Origin of the sequence: Gillisia sp. Hel1_33_143, from assembly GCF_900104765.1 — a bacterium.
Classification (GTDB): domain Bacteria; phylum Bacteroidota; class Bacteroidia; order Flavobacteriales; family Flavobacteriaceae; genus Gillisia.
Genome location: NZ_LT629737.1, coordinates 695,163 through 710,022 on the forward strand (window position 1 = coordinate 695,163; position 14,860 = coordinate 710,022).

Below are 14,860 nucleotides of genomic sequence, written 5' to 3' on the forward strand. Positions count from 1 at the left end.
TTCAGAACTTAGGGTAGCTCTCGGAAATCTATAAATTATCAGAATTCTTAACTATAGCAACCCTATTAGTCCTTTTTTTGAATTAGATACGCAAAAGCCTCCATACCCTTAGTATGATCAAAAATTACTTTGAGAACACCTATAATTGGTAAGGCTATAATGGCACCTACAATTCCCCATAATGCAGAGAATAGAATAACACCAAAAACGGTGATAAATGGATTTAAATTCGTTTCATCTCCAATAATCCAAGGTGTAAGTATATAATTTTCTAATAATTGAGCAGCAGCAATTACGGCTATCACAATAAGTGCAGGAGTTGCACCAGCATATAGAAATGACAATAATACTGCAACACCACCTCCTATTATATTTCCAACATATGGAATGATAGAAAACAAAGACGCAAAAAGTGCTAAGAACAGCGCATATGGAACAGAACCTAAAATAAACCCTAAATAATAGATCCCAAATAAAAGAATCATGATTTTTCCTTTTCCGAAAAGATAACTTGTAATTATTTTTGATGAGTTGCTAAGAAGAGATCCCATAGCTTCAGAATTAGAGGTCAATTTTTTAAAAAAGCGGATAAACATGACCTTTTGCATTAATAGAAGAACTATATAGATGAAGATTACAAAAGATTGTGAAAGAAGATTAATAATAGAAGATAGAAATACTCCGGCAACACTTTCCATTTTTTGAACTAGCCTCTTATTATTGTCTATATAATCTTTATAATCCCAATTTAAATTCTGATTTGCCCACTGTGAAAGATCATTTAATTTACCGGTGGCCTTTTCTTTAATTGTTGGCCAATCTCCAGCCATGGTATTGATCTGAGAACCTATTAGCCATGTGAATAGAAAAAATATTACTAGCATTAAAATTACAGAGAGTGTTATAGCCAACCAATTTGGTACTCCCCACTTTTTCATTTTCTTGGCAGGTTTATCTAAAAGAACTGCAATAATAGCTGCTATAAAAAGAGGAAGTAGAAGGCTGGAACCTATGTAAAGTATTGCAGAGATGCTTCCAAATATAAGTATTGCTTTAATTAGATAGCTGCCAGAAATACTTATTTTAGAATTACTCATATGATGAATTTTGAAATGGAAGACTTAATTTGATCTTCATTCTTAAATGTAAATTTAGCCGATTTTTTTAATCTAGACTCCTAGGTGTTTTGTTAAATCTAAAAGCATTGCGCTCTCCTTGAAATTCACAAAAGCACTTTAATTAAAAACGAATAATTTTGTATAAGGATAAGGAAATTTTAGAGTTTTTGAGGAGCTAAATTTTATTAAATTAGTGAACGATGCCTCGATCTAACTAAAGAAGTCTACAAAACATGGATACAGAATATGATTATGTAATAGTTGGTAGTGGTTTTGGAGGTTCTGTAAGTGCTCTTAGATTATCAGAAAAAGGTTATAAGGTTCTGGTAATAGAAAAAGGAAAATGGTTTAAAGCAAAAGATTTCCCTAAAACCAATTGGAATTTTAGAAGATGGCTTTGGATGCCGAAATTAAAATTTTTCGGTATTATGAAACTATCAATCTTTAGACATATTGCAATTATTTCTGGTACTGGTGTAGGCGGTGGATCTTTGGTTTACGCCAATACCTTACCAACTCCCAAAACAGCGTTCTTTAATTCTGGAAGCTGGAAAGATCTAGAAGCGTGGGAACATACATTAAAACCTTTTTACCAGGAGGCACTTAAAATGTTAGGTGCAGCACAAAATCCAAAATTATTTGATGGCGATCTTGGGCTCCAAAAAGTTGCAGAAGATCTAGATATCAAAGAAAATTTTGAAGCTACGCGAGTTGCAGTATTCTTCGGAAAACCAAATATTACCCAAAAAGACCCCTACTTTAATGGCGAAGGGCCAGATAGGTCTGGTTGTACCTTTTGCGGTGCATGCATGACGGGCTGCAGATATAATGCAAAGAACACCTTAGATATGAATTACCTTTATCTAGCTCAAAAAAACGGAGCAGAGATCATAGCAGAAAATGAGGTTATAGATGTGCAATCGATCCATGCCAAAGATGGTTCAGAAGGATATGAGGTTTTAACAAGAAGTAGCACTAAATGGCTGAATCAGAATAGAAAGATCACCACAAAGGGGGTAATCTTTTCTGGAGGAGTTCTTGGAACTGTGAAATTGCTGCTAAAACTAAAAAAGAAATCGCTACAGCTACTATCTAATAAAGTAGGTGAAGATATAAGAAGTAACAATGAAACATTAATAAGTGTATCTGGGTTGAATAAGGAAAAGAATTATTCTAGAGGTGTGGCAATAGGAAGTATTTTAAATACAGATGAGAATAGTCATCTAGAGATCTGTAGGTACGGAGAAGGATCAGACGCATGGAAGCTAGCACATTTACCTTACGTAACCGGTTCTAATGTAGCTTCCCGTATTTTCAAAACGCTGGTAAAACTCTTTAAAAATCCTATAGACTATTTTAAGATATATTTCGTGAACGGTTGGTCTAAGAATACCGTTGTGCTACTTTTTATGCAAACTTTAGATAGCACTCTAAAATTTAAAAGAAATATTTTTGGGCATATGTATTCTACGGTAAGTACCGGGAAGGCTCCTACTCCATTCATTCCGGAATCTATACAACTAGCAAAGGCGTATCGCAAAGCAATAAATGGAGTTAGTACATCCTTCGCTTTAGCAACATTAGCAGGTATACCATCTACTGCACATATATTAGGGGGTGCCGTTATGGGAGAAAATATAGATACAGGTGTTATAGATAAACATAATAAGGTTTTTGGTTATAAGAATATGTTTGTAATAGATGGCGCCATGATCTCATCTAATCCAGGAGTGAATCCTTCACTAACCATCACAGCAATAGCAGAGCATGCTATGGACCAAATTCCTGCAAAGACTCTTTAACTAACACTCTCATTTTGTAAGCTAGAATTTTGAAAAAGGCTAAATACCTTTAATTCTAGTAGATAATAAATCCTGTTACAACAAAAAAATTATATTTAAGAAAGTATTTTACTCAATACTCCTATCCTCAAAACATAATAGCTAGTTTCTTTAACACACTTATGTTAAAGATTGTTATCAAAAAACATAATTTTCTTCTAATACTGTAATTTTATATTAAGAGGAAAATTTCCTCCTTATTTATAATTAATTAAAAAATATTAATATGAAAACTCCTAATTACGAAAACCAACAAGGAAAGCACCCAATCCCACATGCTGAAGGAATTTTAGACGACGCAAAAAGTGTTGAAGAAAAAAGAAATGAGGATAAAAATAAAGACAAGAAATAAATTGTTTTTTAAGGATCGAACAGTAATTATATAATAATCATACACGATCTATTTGAAGTAATTACTAGCATAAATACATTAAAACAATTTGAGTAAATCCCGCTGTTGAAAAAAGTACTATTTACTATTTCCTAGCTGGGCGATAAATTCAAAAACATAAACTTAAAATTATGAGTCAGCAAAATCCAAATCCAGAGAAAACGAGTAAGAAAGAGCAAGCTATTAATCATGAGGCAACTCAAGGAGCAAAGATTAATCATCAGGTAAAAGATAAAAAAGAACACACAGCTCCAAGAGACAATTTATCTTCAAAATCATGATAACATTAATATAAGGATATTTAGAATCAACATTTTCTAAATATCCTTTTTCTTTTTTAGACTATTACTTCCCATTCCATATTTTTCCAAGCATTCTTCGCTTTATTTCCTCTTCAGCATCTTTTAGCTACCGTTAATTAAAGACGAGATCAATATTTAACAATTATTAGATCTAAAAATTAGACATATAAGCTGCAACATTCAATAAAATAAGGACTTCACAATACTTCCAACAGGCAATAGCCCTTCTAAATATTATCATTTTCAAGTTATAAGCAGACATTAGAATGAGATATCTTTAATTACCAATTACAAAGAGCTCATGAATAAAAACAACATTGCTATTATAGGATCTGGTGCTACTGCACTCTATTTTATTAATCATATTGCGGAACATCTGAGAATTTTTAATACTATTATAGATGAGATAAGCATCTTTGAAAAAGGAGCTCTTATGGGAATAGGAATGCCTTATAACCCTGAAACAACAGACATTTATAATCTTGCCAATATCTCTTCTGAAGAGATCCCAGAGCTTCCTACAAGTTTTGGGGATTGGCTGAGAGGGCAGGATACAGCATTATTAAAATCATGGAACATCGTTAATCTGCCAATAGATGATACTAAGGTATATAGCAGGATCTCTTTAGGGGCTTACTTTCAGGACCAATACAATAACATTATCAAAAAACTTTGTGAGGGTGGGATTCTAGTGCATCAATTAAAAGAAGAGGAAGTAATAGATATTGAAACTGTAAATGAACAAGTAATTATAAAGACTTCCAAAGGAACTACAAGAGAATTTGAGAAGGTAATCATCGCTACCGGACACCATTGGTCTGAGGGAGATAACTTAGATATTGGATATTATTCATCTCCATGGCCTATTCAAAAATTATTGCCTTCTCCGGGTAATTTTTACAACTTCACTATAGGAACTCTTGGAGCCTCTTTAAGTGCATTTGATGTAGTAACATCTCTAGCTCACAGACACGGTAGGTTTAGCAAAATTAACGGGGAGCTTAATTATAAGCTATATTCCGAAGCTAAAGGTTTTAAAATAAGCATGCACTCCTCTGGAGGGTGGCTACCACATTTGCAATATGAACAAGAATTTCCCATGCGTGAGATATATAGGCACGTAAAGAAAGAAAAGATGCTATCACTCATAGATAAAGACGGATTTCTTCGGATACATACTTTTTTCGATAAGGTTTGTAGAAACGCATTGATTAAAGCCTTTGAAAGAGATCAAAAATTTGAGATGGCAAGCAAGCTGAAAGAGGAACGTATCAACTTTAAAGAATTTGTAGAACTGATGTCTTTAGAGCATGAGTATTCAGATTCTTTTGAAGGTATGAGAAAAGAACGAATAGAAGCCCGCAATTCTATCAAGAACAACAAGCCTATTTATTGGAAGGAAACTTTAGATGATCTTATGTATTGCTTAAATTTTCATGCTGAATTGTTACCTGCAGAAGATCACTTATTTTTTCGCAATGAAGTGATGTCATTCTTAATGAATGTAATTGCAGCACTACCCTTATCTTCTGCAGATATTCTTCTGGCACTCTATGATGCAGACTGCATAGAGCTAGTTACAGGTAAAGTTGAAGTAATGGAGGACGCTGTAAATAAGAACCGCACTCATATTAAAGTTGAACAAGAAGATGGCACAAAGATTCCATTAGACTATAAAATGTTTGTGAACTGTGCCGGACAAAAAAATATTGATCTAGAACAATTTCCCTTTACCTCACTTATTAAAGGTGGAAAAGTGAGAAAAGCGAGAGCACAGTTTGAGAAAGTAAAAACTAGTAATGAACTTCCTGAAAGCGTAAATAGAGAACTGATCTTTACAGATCAAGATAAACTCAGTCTTTATACAGGAGGTATAGATGTAGATGCAGCCTATAGATTGATAGACGAGGATGGAACTCCAAATAACAATATCTTCGATATAAGTTTTACACATACTTCCGGATGCAGACCTTATTCTTATGGACTGCAAGCTTGTAGTGCAACCAGTAAGATCCTAACCGAAGTGTGGCTATCTGCTATTTCAGAAAGATCTGAAATTAATGTTGAGATAGAGAAAATTACAAGTCTTTACACCGAAAATGATATTTAATCATCTTACCTGATTTATAATTAAGGTGAAAAGTGCTGCAAGTCTATTTCAACATTAGAGCTTCAGATTAAGTTTCAATTTTAAGAATGATCAGATCACTTTAAATACTGGTTAACTAAGAGTATTAATAACTATGATCATCTAATCTTACTTTTCCAGCAAAGGTCTTGTAAACAAAATAGGTATACCCTAAAACAAGAGGAGTACCAATTAAAACCATGGTTAGACTAATTCCCAAGGATTTATCTGAAGAGGCAGCGTTATATATTGTAATACTATTAGCAGGGTCTATGGTAGAATATAAAAGAGTGGGATAAAGTTCTATTGCTACCAGCACCATCATTAAAGAAATAGTTAAGGCTGAAAAGAAAAAAGCAATTTTGAATCTTCTCTTACTCGCTAGTCTTGGGATGTTTGCAATACTTAAAAATGTAAGAACGGGAATTATAAATAAGATAGGATTTGCTTTAAAATCGTCGCTTAGATGAGGAATATAAATAAGAGTGTACAAAGATGTTATAACAAAGAATACAATAAATAGAATGATTCCTTTTTTTAGCAATCCTTCAAGCTTATCAAAAAGTTTTCCTTCGGTTTTTAGAAGGAGATAAATTGCACCGTGAGACATAAACAGGAATAGTGTAGTAAAGCCCGTGATTATAGCATACGGATTTAAAAATCCTAAAAAAGGACTTCCATCATATTCCTGATCTGGACCTATCGGAATTCCCTGTAACACATTACCTAAAACTACTCCAAGAAGAAAAGCCAACATAATACTGCTTACACTATAAGCAATATCCCACATTTTGCGCCACCATAACATTTCCTCCTTACTTCTAAATTCTATAGAGATCGCTCTAAATATAATAAACATTAAAAATAGCATGAATGGAATATACATACCCGAGAAGAAAGTACCATACATAACTGGAAAACCGGCAAATAAAGCACCCCCGCCAATAACCAACCAAACTTCATTCCCATCCCAAACAGGACCTACGGCATTAAGCGCTATGCGTCTACTATGTTCCTTTTTAAAAAATAAATGCCAGGCACCTGCACCAAAATCAAATCCGTCTAAAATTGCATAGCCAGAAAATAAGCCACCTACTACCAAGAACCAAAGAGTTGGATAATCTATTCCTAAAAATGTTTCCATAATTCTAAGCGTTTATTGATTTAGCAACTTCATCTGTAATTTCTCTGGTAAGCTTTCTTTCTCCCATATCATCATCATTTTCATCATAGGGACCATGTTTTATTTTTTTATTTAAGAGGTATAGAAATAAGAACAATAACAAAGAGTAAACTAATAAGAATAGAATTAATGAAAATACGATCTGATTTGCTGTTACAGCTTGAGAAAAAGCTTCAGAAGTTCTTAGATGGCCATATACAACCCAGGGTTGCCTTCCCATTTCTGCAGCAAACCACCCTACTTGATTCCCGATCTGAGCAAGTATTACAGAAAAAACAAAGATCTTCAAGACCCACCTTTTTTCAAATAACTTTCCTCTCCACCATAAAAAAGAGGCATATAATGTGAGTGCAATAAAGAACATTCCTATAGCAATCATTATATGATAAAACTGAAAGACCGCATTTACTTGGCCAGGTCTATCTTCTTCAGGAAATGCATTTAAACCTATAACCGGAGCATCAAAATCCTGATCTATTAAAAATGACAGTCCTCCGGGAATCTTTAAGCCTGTAACTTCTTGACTCTCATTATCCACCCATCCAAAGAGATACATATCTGCGGGCGCGCTTGCCTCATAATGTCCTTCTAATGCTGCGAGTTTAGCTGGTTGATTTTCTGCAACTCCATTTGCAGAGCTATGACCTGTAACCAATTGCAGTAAAGAGAACACTGTTGCGACTCCTAAGGCAATTTTAAATGCCATTTTTGAAATCTCCACATATCTTCCTTTTAATAAATAATAAGCATGAACACTCAAAACTAGAAAAGCTCCTGCAAGAAATGCTGCAAACCATGTATGAGTTAATCTATCCACACTAGAGGGGTTAAATACCATTGCCCAAAAATCTGTTATTTCGGCTCGGGCGTTCATACCTTCCCCTACTATATGATAACCTGCCGGAGTTTGCTGCCAGCTATTTGCTACTACTATCCACACCGCAGAGAACATAGAGCCAAGAAATACTCCTATAGTTGAGACCAGGTGAACCCATGGTTTTACACGATTCCAACCAAAAAGTAATATTCCCAGAAAACCACTTTCTAAGGCAAATGCAAAGATTCCTTCTGCAGCAAGGGCGCTTCCAAAAATATCTCCAACGTATCTAGAATAGGTTGCCCAATTGGTACCAAATTCAAATTCCATTACAATTCCTGTAACTACTCCTATCCCAAATGTTAAGGCGAAAATCTTGGTCCAGAATTTAGCAAGAATATGATATTTTTCATTTTTAGTTCTAATCCATAGACTTTCCATGATAACCATGATTAAACCTAAACCAATACTTAGCGGAGGATAGATATAATGAAAGGAAATGGTAAATGCGAATTGTATTCGAGCGAGGATTTCAGTGTCCATTTATGTACTATTTGGAATAATAAAGGTAGGTAGAATTTTCAAGATTTTTATGTCACTTTAGTTACATCAAACTAAAAAAAAGAAGATTATAGCACCAAATATTAAAGGTAATTTGAAGTAACGCCGCATCACCAATAACTATATCCCAAGGCTGATGGAAAATTCAGATAAATCTTTTACTCTAGGTAACAATAGTCACCTTTTAAGCTAAATGTAATTGATATTTTTGCAGAATGAGGCTTGCTTTTACTTACATAGTATCTCTTATTCTATTTAGCAATAGCCTGATGCTTACAATTACTTATGGCTGGTATAAGCTAAATATTGAAAGTTTTATAGAGCAGTTATGTGAGAACAAAGATAAACCCGCACTAGAATGTAATGGGAAATGTTTTCTTACTAAAATTTCTGATGATTCTTCCAGCGATAGTAAGAGTAACATTCCAAAGATAGAGAGACAGGAATTACTATATTATCAAGCCACTAATATCTTCGAAATCTTACATTCACCTCTAAAATTGAAAGAAGCTAATTTTTATTATCATGAGGTTGATACAAATTCATATACGATTTCAATATTTCATCCTCCTAGATATTCCTAATTAAATAGTAAAAAATACCCTAGAGCTTGTATTAAAAATACCTGCTCTCAGTCAATATGCTATTAATTTTGAATAATATCTAATGAAATTTATTAAAATAGCGCTTCTATGCGCACTATTACCCATGTCTCTTAAAGCACAAGAGACCTATAAAAAAGAACAAGATTCTACACGAGATCCTATAGAACTGAATACAGTAATTCTTATAGGAAAAGGATTGTTAAATCCAGTGCTAAGTATGCAAAAGATAGATTTGCCTAAAAAAGTGGTTCAACCTAAGAATGTAGCAGATCTATTTAGTGATCTTAATGGTTTTTCACTCATTAAACGCGGTAACTATGCCATTGATCCATCGTTTAGAGCATCGCAATATGAACAATTAAATATACAATTTGATGGAGGGACAAAAGTAATGAATGCATGTCCTAACCGAATGGATCCCATCACAACACACGTAATTCCTGAAGAAATAGAACGTATAGAGGTAATTAAAGGACCATACACTGTACGTTTTGGAGCAACCTTTGGAGGAATTGTTAATCTTGTAACCCAAGAACCAAACACCTTAACTACTGGTTTTCATGGCAGCCTAAGTTCGGGGTATGAAACTAACGGCAATGCATTAGTTTCTTCTCTTGTTTTACAACAGGTTAGTGACACTTATGATGTAAAGGTAAATGCAGGATATCGCGATTTTGGTAATTATGAGGACGGTGATGGGACAGAAATCCCTTCAGCTTTTAGAAGTTTAGATTATGGATTACGTTTAGGTTATAATATAGAGGAGAATCAACGGTTACAATTAAATTGGAGACAATCTTTTGGCCGTGATGTTTTACATGCGGGTTTACCTATGGATACCGATGAGGACAATAGTTCAATTTTATCTTTAGACTATAAAATTTCAAATTTGACAGGCTTTATAAAGGAGATGAATGCTAAAGTGTATTATTCTTATGTAGATCACATAATGTCTAATAATAGAAGGCCTTCATCTATGATGACTGAAGCCCTCTCTACAATAGATGCTTCCACCGCTGGTGGGAAATTTGAATTGAAGATGAAACCTACTGAAAATTGGATTCTTTACGGTGGATTGGATGCTTTATTAATTGCTAGAGATGGAGGAAGAACACGTCTTGTAAAACGCAATATGATGGGAGATCTATTACCTCAACCTGTAGAGTTTCAAGACAAAATTTGGCAAGATTCTTATGTGAATGACCTTGGACTTTTTGCTGAAAGCAAATATGCATTATCAGATAAAACTATGCTCACGGCAGGAATACGTTATGATCTTGTATTATCAGACATTAGAGATCCTGAAGCAGATTTCCAGGAATTTTATCCAAACTTAGAGCAACGTGATGAGCACAATATCTCTGCAACGGTTTCCATGAAACATGCACTTTCAGAAAATGCAGCTGTAGAACTTGCGTATGGCCGTGGTGTACGCTCTGCTAATATGATAGAACGCTACATCAATCATTTTACGGTGGGTCAGGATCCATTTGAGTATTTTGGTAACCCTTTTCTAAAGGCAGAAGTAAATAATCAATTCGAGCTAGGCTTACGAGGTGTAGAGAATTTTGAGAATGGAATTGAAGCGTTGCGTTATAGCATCTCTGGGTATTATTCTCTTTATGAAAATTACATCGTACCTGTTGTAGATCCTTCGCTGAATAGAAAATTTATGCCTACTGCGTTACCACAGGAGGTAAAACGTTTTATTAATCTGGATAAGGCATACAAGACTGGTTTCGAAGCAGAAGCAGCGATAGATTTCGCTCAATATTTTAACTTTAAGACGGCAGTTTCTTATGTTTATACTAAAAACAAAGATCTAGATGAGTCCTTACCTTTAACGCCTCCATTAACTACGAGATTGGGTGTTGGATTTGAAAGAAGCAAATTCTGGGCGAATTTAGATTACCAGGTTGTCTCTAAGCAAGATGAAATTTCTTCAAGTTTTAGAGAGCAAGAAACCGCTGGTTATGAAACCTTAGATGTAAGATTTGGTTTAAAACCAATTAAAAATTTACAACTTGGGTTGGCAGTTTTAAATGTTTTTGATGCTACTTATAATAACCATTTGAATTTCTCTTTTGCGAATCAGGCAGATTTTGGAAGAGTGCCTATTAATGATCCGGGGCGTAATTTCTCTGCTTTCATTAAATATGGCTTTTAAAAAAATTAAGCCCTTCAGAAATGAAGGGCTTAATTTTTACTTTTATTATTATAATATATTCTATTTTTTCACTCCTACAAAACGAATCACTTCCGCTTTTCCCTGATGATAATCACCTTCAGAGAGTTCTATAGATTCTTCTTTTAAAATTTTAAATTCAAGTTGAGGGAATTCAGCTTTAATCTCCTCTATAGAAAATAACATTTCTAAATTTTTTGGGCCACCGGAAGATTTTCCTAATTGCGATTTTGCAAAAGCTTCAAAGATCACGATGCCACCAATGTTTAAAAATTGCAGCAAATGTTGATATGCCTCCTTCCGTATTTCAGAAGGTAAATGTGCATAGCTCAAACCAATTGCATCATAGTAACCATTAGTTTCAAAATCTAGTACATCACTTATTTCATAATTAATAGAGACCTCCATTTGTTTAGCTAACTGCATGGCCTTTTCTCTACCACTAGAACTTATATCAAAAGCAGTAACCTCCCAACCTAAGGATGCTGCATAAACAGCATTACGCCCTTCCCCTTCTGCTGGCAGTAAAATTGTAGAAGGTTTAATTCCCTCTAACTGTTCTTTAAAAAATTGATTTGGAAAAATGCCATAAGCATATTTTGAAGTCTTGTAGCGGTCATTCCAAAAATCCGTAACCTGGTCATTCATTATTTCTACGTATTAAAAAGAAAGTGTTTTCAAAACTCCTATTATTCAATACGAATACCACCAAAAATCATCAGAAGTATATTAATCTTATTAATTAGAACTGAAATTCTATTTTGTTGGACAGGTATTTATATTAATCAATTTATATAAAGGGCAAAAGCTTACTAAGCTCGTTAATAGAAATACTCCCGCAACAATTATTGCAATATAAGACCATGGACTTTCAATAGATCCCTGCCAGACCAAAACTCCAACAATCACTGCAATAATAACACGACTTATGCGATCTATTATTCCCATATTTTTTTTCATAATAGTAGTTTTTGAAGTTTTCTAAAAGTCTTCAGACAGCTAAACTGTTTCAAGAGCAATTCTAACGGTTGTTATACATCTTCTCCCTTCAACATCTTATTCCAATACAGATAAGGTAGTCCGTATTTTTTTAACATCCACAAACGCCAGTGCTCTTTAGAACTATCAAAGATCAATAAATTTTTTAGCTTTGGATCTGGAAGAAATTGATTCTTATAATCAAATTCAGCTAAAACCATTTTCCCGTAATCTGTAACTAAAGGACATGAAGAGTACCCATTATAAGCCATGGTTCCAATATGGTTAGATTCTATTAATAAATGTAAATTATCTACAACAATAGGAACTTGTTTTCTTATAGCCGCCCCGGTTTTAGCCGTTGGAAGCGCCGCTACATCGCCTAATCCAAAAATATTTGGATACTTAAGATGCTGCATGGTTTCATGATCTACATCTAACCATCCTGCATTATTAACTAGATTAGATTCTTGTACAAATTTAGGCGCTACAGAAGGAGGCGCAGTATGGAGCATATCATAATGAATTCCATATCTACCATCTTTAACTGTTACTTTCACATCCTTGTAATTGTACTCAAAAGTTTCATCTAAAGAATTTTCATCGTCTTCATTAGACATTACAACACATCCACCAATTTTTACAGCTTTGGTAAGCTCATACCAGGCAATTTGATTTTGCGAATCTACTTCTACAAGCTTATGATTAAAACGTAGGTTAATATCTTTCCTATCAACTACTTTCATAAGAGTTTCTGCTATCTCTTTTACTCCAAAGATCACAGTTCCTGCGGTAGCAAAAACAACATCTGTTTTAGAACGAACTCCGCTCTTTTTGAAATAGCTTTCTGCCAAGTACATTATCTTTTGTGGTGCACCTCCACATTTAATGGGAGTTGCAGGCTGTGTAAACAAGGCCGTACCACCCTTAAAATTCTTTACAACATCCCAAGTATGTTTTGGGTCTGTATAATTGCTACAAACTACACCTTTATCCATTGCTTCGCCTAGCCCTGGTACTAAACTAAAATCATAGGCAAGACCTGGAGCCACCACCAAAAAATCATAAGTAATAGAACCGTTTTGTGCTGTTACCACTGTATTTTTATCGGCTTCAAAAGCTGCAGCCTTATCCTTGATCCACTTCGCTCCTTTAGGGATAACTTTAGCCATTGGTCTTCCTGTCTTATCATAATCATAAGTGCCAGCACCTACTAAGGTCCAGGCAGGTTGATAATAATGTGTGGAGGCAGGTTCAATTATAGCTATACTGGAAGATATTTTCTGCTTTAAAAGTTGTGCAGCAGTCATAATTCCAGCAGTACCTCCACCAATAATCAGAATTTGATAATGATTTGACATAATGTTTAGATTTTATTATTTAAATATAGGTTATAACTATATTTTACAATGTAACTTATGTTACACTAGTTATAATTCAGCAAATTCATCATATGAAAAGTGTAGTTATTTATGGCTATCTCATAGCTACTATTGTAACTACAAATACAATTAATTCAAAATCTTAAACCTCTATAAATTAGGCTCATAGGAGCCTAAAATAAAATCTGTAGCCATTTGTGCATGAAGATCTGTAGTGGCTAAAAGAGGCAACTTAAAATGAGTATTTTCAAATAAGATAGGTAATTCTGTACATCCTAAAATTATTCCTTCTGCACCACGCTTTTTAAGCAATTTCATTTGATTTGTAAAAAAGCCTTTAGCAGTTTCAGAAAAGATTCCTTGTGTTAACTCATTGGAAACAAAATTGTGAGCTTCTTGTATTCTGATAGGTTCTGGGATGATCGTTTCTATATTATATCTCTTCTTTAATGTAGAGGAAATAAATCCTTTTGTCATGGTAGGTTTATTTCCTAATAAGCCCAAAGTTTTAAGGCCTAATCTTTCTGCTTCTATTCCTATAGCATCTGCAATATGGAGAATTGGAATACTGATCTTAGGCTGAACAAAATCATAAGCCATATGAGGAGTATTAGCACATATAACAATAGCTTTTGCTCCCGCAGATTCTAGCTTCTTAGCTATATTTAAATATTCGAGATTGATTTTATCAATATCTTGAGCCCGCATTAATTCAATGTTCAAACTATATATTAACAGCGGCGGATTTGCTTGAGAACCTATCACTTTGCCAACCATTTCATTAATCATTCTATAATATACCATTGTAGAATGATAAGAAGTTCCACCTATGAGCCCTAATAATTTCATATTGTTAATTATTATAGTTGTTCATTAATTCATTCTTTTTCTCCCTCTCATTTTACCCATATGCTCCTCGATCCATTCGGGTTGTTCTATTTCATTACCATATAAATAATAAGCGATGGCAGTTATCTCTTCCTTTTCAAAAGACTGTTTAGGCATGATCCCAAACCTGTTTATAGCACCTTTCATTTTAGAGTTTTCTTTGGATGGATTTTCCACCCACTTCCATAGCTCTAAAGCAAATTCTTTGTTAGTGATACCCTCGGTTATATAATGCTTCTTAACCGCGATCATTGGTGGGGCTAATCTATCTTGCATGGATTTAGATGGACTATGACATACATAGCATTTCTGTTCCATCAAAAGTTTTCCATTTAAAGCTGTAGTATTGGAGGGAATGATTTCAGAAGTATACGCTGCATCAGATTTTTGCTTGCAACCCGTAGACAACAGTAATATCATTATAAAGATCGCGATAAACTTCATGGTTAGGATTTTATAGTGAAAATGAGAACTATACGTT

At 34.2% G+C, this 14,860-nt stretch carries 14 protein-coding genes; 6 read left to right on the plus strand and 8 right to left on the minus strand.

The window, feature by feature from the left end; genetic code table 11:
- Positions 1-65: 65 nt before the first annotated feature.
- Positions 66-1,097: an AI-2E family transporter gene (locus BLT84_RS03135; RefSeq protein ID WP_091262826.1), complete on the minus strand. Its 1,032-nt coding sequence runs from the start codon at positions 1,095-1,097 to the stop codon at positions 66-68.
- A gap of 254 nt (positions 1,098-1,351) precedes the next feature.
- Between BLT84_RS03135 and BLT84_RS03140 the strand changes: the two genes are divergently transcribed.
- The 4 genes from BLT84_RS03140 (at position 1,352) to BLT84_RS03145 (ending at position 5,762) form a co-directional block, all read left to right on the plus strand.
- Entirely contained in the window at positions 1,352-2,920 is a 1,569-nt protein-coding gene (locus BLT84_RS03140) for a GMC oxidoreductase (protein ID WP_091262828.1), read from the plus strand.
- Between the two features lie 265 nt (positions 2,921-3,185).
- The gene (locus BLT84_RS16300; protein WP_262489650.1) at positions 3,186-3,311 is read left to right on the plus strand and encodes a hypothetical protein; all 126 of its coding nucleotides are present in this window, start codon (positions 3,186-3,188) and stop codon (positions 3,309-3,311) included.
- A 170-nt stretch (positions 3,312-3,481) separates the two neighbouring features.
- A complete protein-coding gene (locus tag BLT84_RS16135; protein ID WP_172822436.1) occupies positions 3,482-3,631 on the plus strand; it encodes a hypothetical protein in 150 nt (49 codons plus the stop codon).
- A 322-nt stretch (positions 3,632-3,953) separates the two neighbouring features.
- Positions 3,954-5,762 carry an FAD/NAD(P)-binding protein gene (locus BLT84_RS03145; protein WP_091262829.1) on the plus strand — a complete coding sequence of 603 codons (1,809 nt, stop codon included), beginning with the start codon at positions 3,954-3,956 and terminating at the stop codon, positions 5,760-5,762.
- Between the two features lie 124 nt (positions 5,763-5,886).
- Here BLT84_RS03145 and cydB read toward each other — a convergent pair whose 3' ends face one another.
- Both cydB and BLT84_RS03155 read right to left on the minus strand, forming a co-directional pair.
- Positions 5,887-6,924 (minus strand): cytochrome d ubiquinol oxidase subunit II, encoded by a 1,038-nt coding sequence (gene cydB, locus BLT84_RS03150; protein WP_034887564.1) that lies wholly within the window; start codon positions 6,922-6,924, stop codon positions 5,887-5,889.
- Positions 6,925-6,928: 4 nt separating this feature from the next.
- Positions 6,929-8,323 carry a cytochrome ubiquinol oxidase subunit I gene (locus BLT84_RS03155; RefSeq protein ID WP_091262832.1) on the minus strand — a complete coding sequence of 465 codons (1,395 nt, stop codon included), beginning with the start codon at positions 8,321-8,323 and terminating at the stop codon, positions 6,929-6,931.
- 287 nt (positions 8,324-8,610) lie between these two features.
- On the opposite strand from BLT84_RS03155, the gene BLT84_RS03160 reads away from it, so the two are divergent.
- Positions 8,611-8,925 carry a hypothetical protein gene (locus BLT84_RS03160; protein WP_157717895.1) on the plus strand — a complete coding sequence of 105 codons (315 nt, stop codon included), beginning with the start codon at positions 8,611-8,613 and terminating at the stop codon, positions 8,923-8,925.
- An 82-nt stretch (positions 8,926-9,007) separates the two neighbouring features.
- Entirely contained in the window at positions 9,008-11,113 is a 2,106-nt protein-coding gene (locus tag BLT84_RS03165; protein WP_091262835.1) for a TonB-dependent receptor domain-containing protein, read from the plus strand.
- A gap of 60 nt (positions 11,114-11,173) precedes the next feature.
- On the opposite strand, the gene BLT84_RS03170 is transcribed toward BLT84_RS03165, so the two are convergent.
- From BLT84_RS03170 to BLT84_RS03190, 5 genes are all read right to left on the minus strand, one after another.
- On the minus strand, positions 11,174-11,779 hold the full coding sequence (locus tag BLT84_RS03170; RefSeq protein WP_034887558.1) for a class I SAM-dependent methyltransferase: 606 nt from the start codon (positions 11,777-11,779) through the stop codon (positions 11,174-11,176).
- Between the two features lie 108 nt (positions 11,780-11,887).
- Entirely contained in the window at positions 11,888-12,091 is a 204-nt protein-coding gene (locus BLT84_RS03175) for a DUF2892 domain-containing protein (protein ID WP_034887556.1), read from the minus strand.
- 71 nt (positions 12,092-12,162) lie between these two features.
- Positions 12,163-13,470 carry an FAD/NAD(P)-binding oxidoreductase gene (locus BLT84_RS03180; RefSeq protein WP_091262837.1) on the minus strand — a complete coding sequence of 436 codons (1,308 nt, stop codon included), beginning with the start codon at positions 13,468-13,470 and terminating at the stop codon, positions 12,163-12,165.
- Positions 13,471-13,641: 171 nt separating this feature from the next.
- Complete coding sequence (locus BLT84_RS03185; RefSeq protein WP_091262839.1) at positions 13,642-14,340, minus strand: aspartate/glutamate racemase family protein; 699 nt, start codon at positions 14,338-14,340, stop codon at positions 13,642-13,644.
- A gap of 24 nt (positions 14,341-14,364) precedes the next feature.
- Positions 14,365-14,823, minus strand: a complete 459-nt coding sequence (locus BLT84_RS03190; RefSeq protein WP_091262842.1) for a c-type cytochrome — start codon at positions 14,821-14,823, stop codon at positions 14,365-14,367.
- Positions 14,824-14,860 lie beyond the last annotated feature (37 nt).

Bases quoted from the DNA above. Each gene is read 5' to 3' on its own strand.
- cydB (WP_034887564.1), bottom strand. From the start codon at position 6,924: ATGGAAACATTTTTAGGAATAGATTATCCAACTCTTTGGTTCTTGGTA.
- BLT84_RS03165 (WP_091262835.1), top strand. From the start codon at position 9,008: ATGAAATTTATTAAAATAGCGCTTCTATGCGCACTATTACCCATGTCT.
- BLT84_RS03135 (WP_091262826.1), bottom strand. From the start codon at position 1,097: ATGAGTAATTCTAAAATAAGTATTTCTGGCAGCTATCTAATTAAAGCA.
- BLT84_RS03180 (WP_091262837.1), bottom strand. From the start codon at position 13,470: ATGTCAAATCATTATCAAATTCTGATTATTGGTGGAGGTACTGCTGGA.
- BLT84_RS03155 (WP_091262832.1), bottom strand. From the start codon at position 8,323: ATGGACACTGAAATCCTCGCTCGAATACAATTCGCATTTACCATTTCC.
- BLT84_RS03145 (WP_091262829.1), top strand. From the start codon at position 3,954: ATGAATAAAAACAACATTGCTATTATAGGATCTGGTGCTACTGCACTC.
- BLT84_RS03160 (WP_157717895.1), top strand. From the start codon at position 8,611: ATGCTTACAATTACTTATGGCTGGTATAAGCTAAATATTGAAAGTTTT.
- BLT84_RS03170 (WP_034887558.1), bottom strand. From the start codon at position 11,779: ATGAATGACCAGGTTACGGATTTTTGGAATGACCGCTACAAGACTTCA.
- BLT84_RS03190 (WP_091262842.1), bottom strand. From the start codon at position 14,823: ATGAAGTTTATCGCGATCTTTATAATGATATTACTGTTGTCTACGGGT.
- BLT84_RS03175 (WP_034887556.1), bottom strand. From the start codon at position 12,091: ATGAAAAAAAATATGGGAATAATAGATCGCATAAGTCGTGTTATTATT.
- BLT84_RS03185 (WP_091262839.1), bottom strand. From the start codon at position 14,340: ATGAAATTATTAGGGCTCATAGGTGGAACTTCTTATCATTCTACAATG.
- BLT84_RS03140 (WP_091262828.1), top strand. From the start codon at position 1,352: ATGGATACAGAATATGATTATGTAATAGTTGGTAGTGGTTTTGGAGGT.
- BLT84_RS16135 (WP_172822436.1), top strand. From the start codon at position 3,482: ATGAGTCAGCAAAATCCAAATCCAGAGAAAACGAGTAAGAAAGAGCAA.
- BLT84_RS16300 (WP_262489650.1), top strand. From the start codon at position 3,186: ATGAAAACTCCTAATTACGAAAACCAACAAGGAAAGCACCCAATCCCA.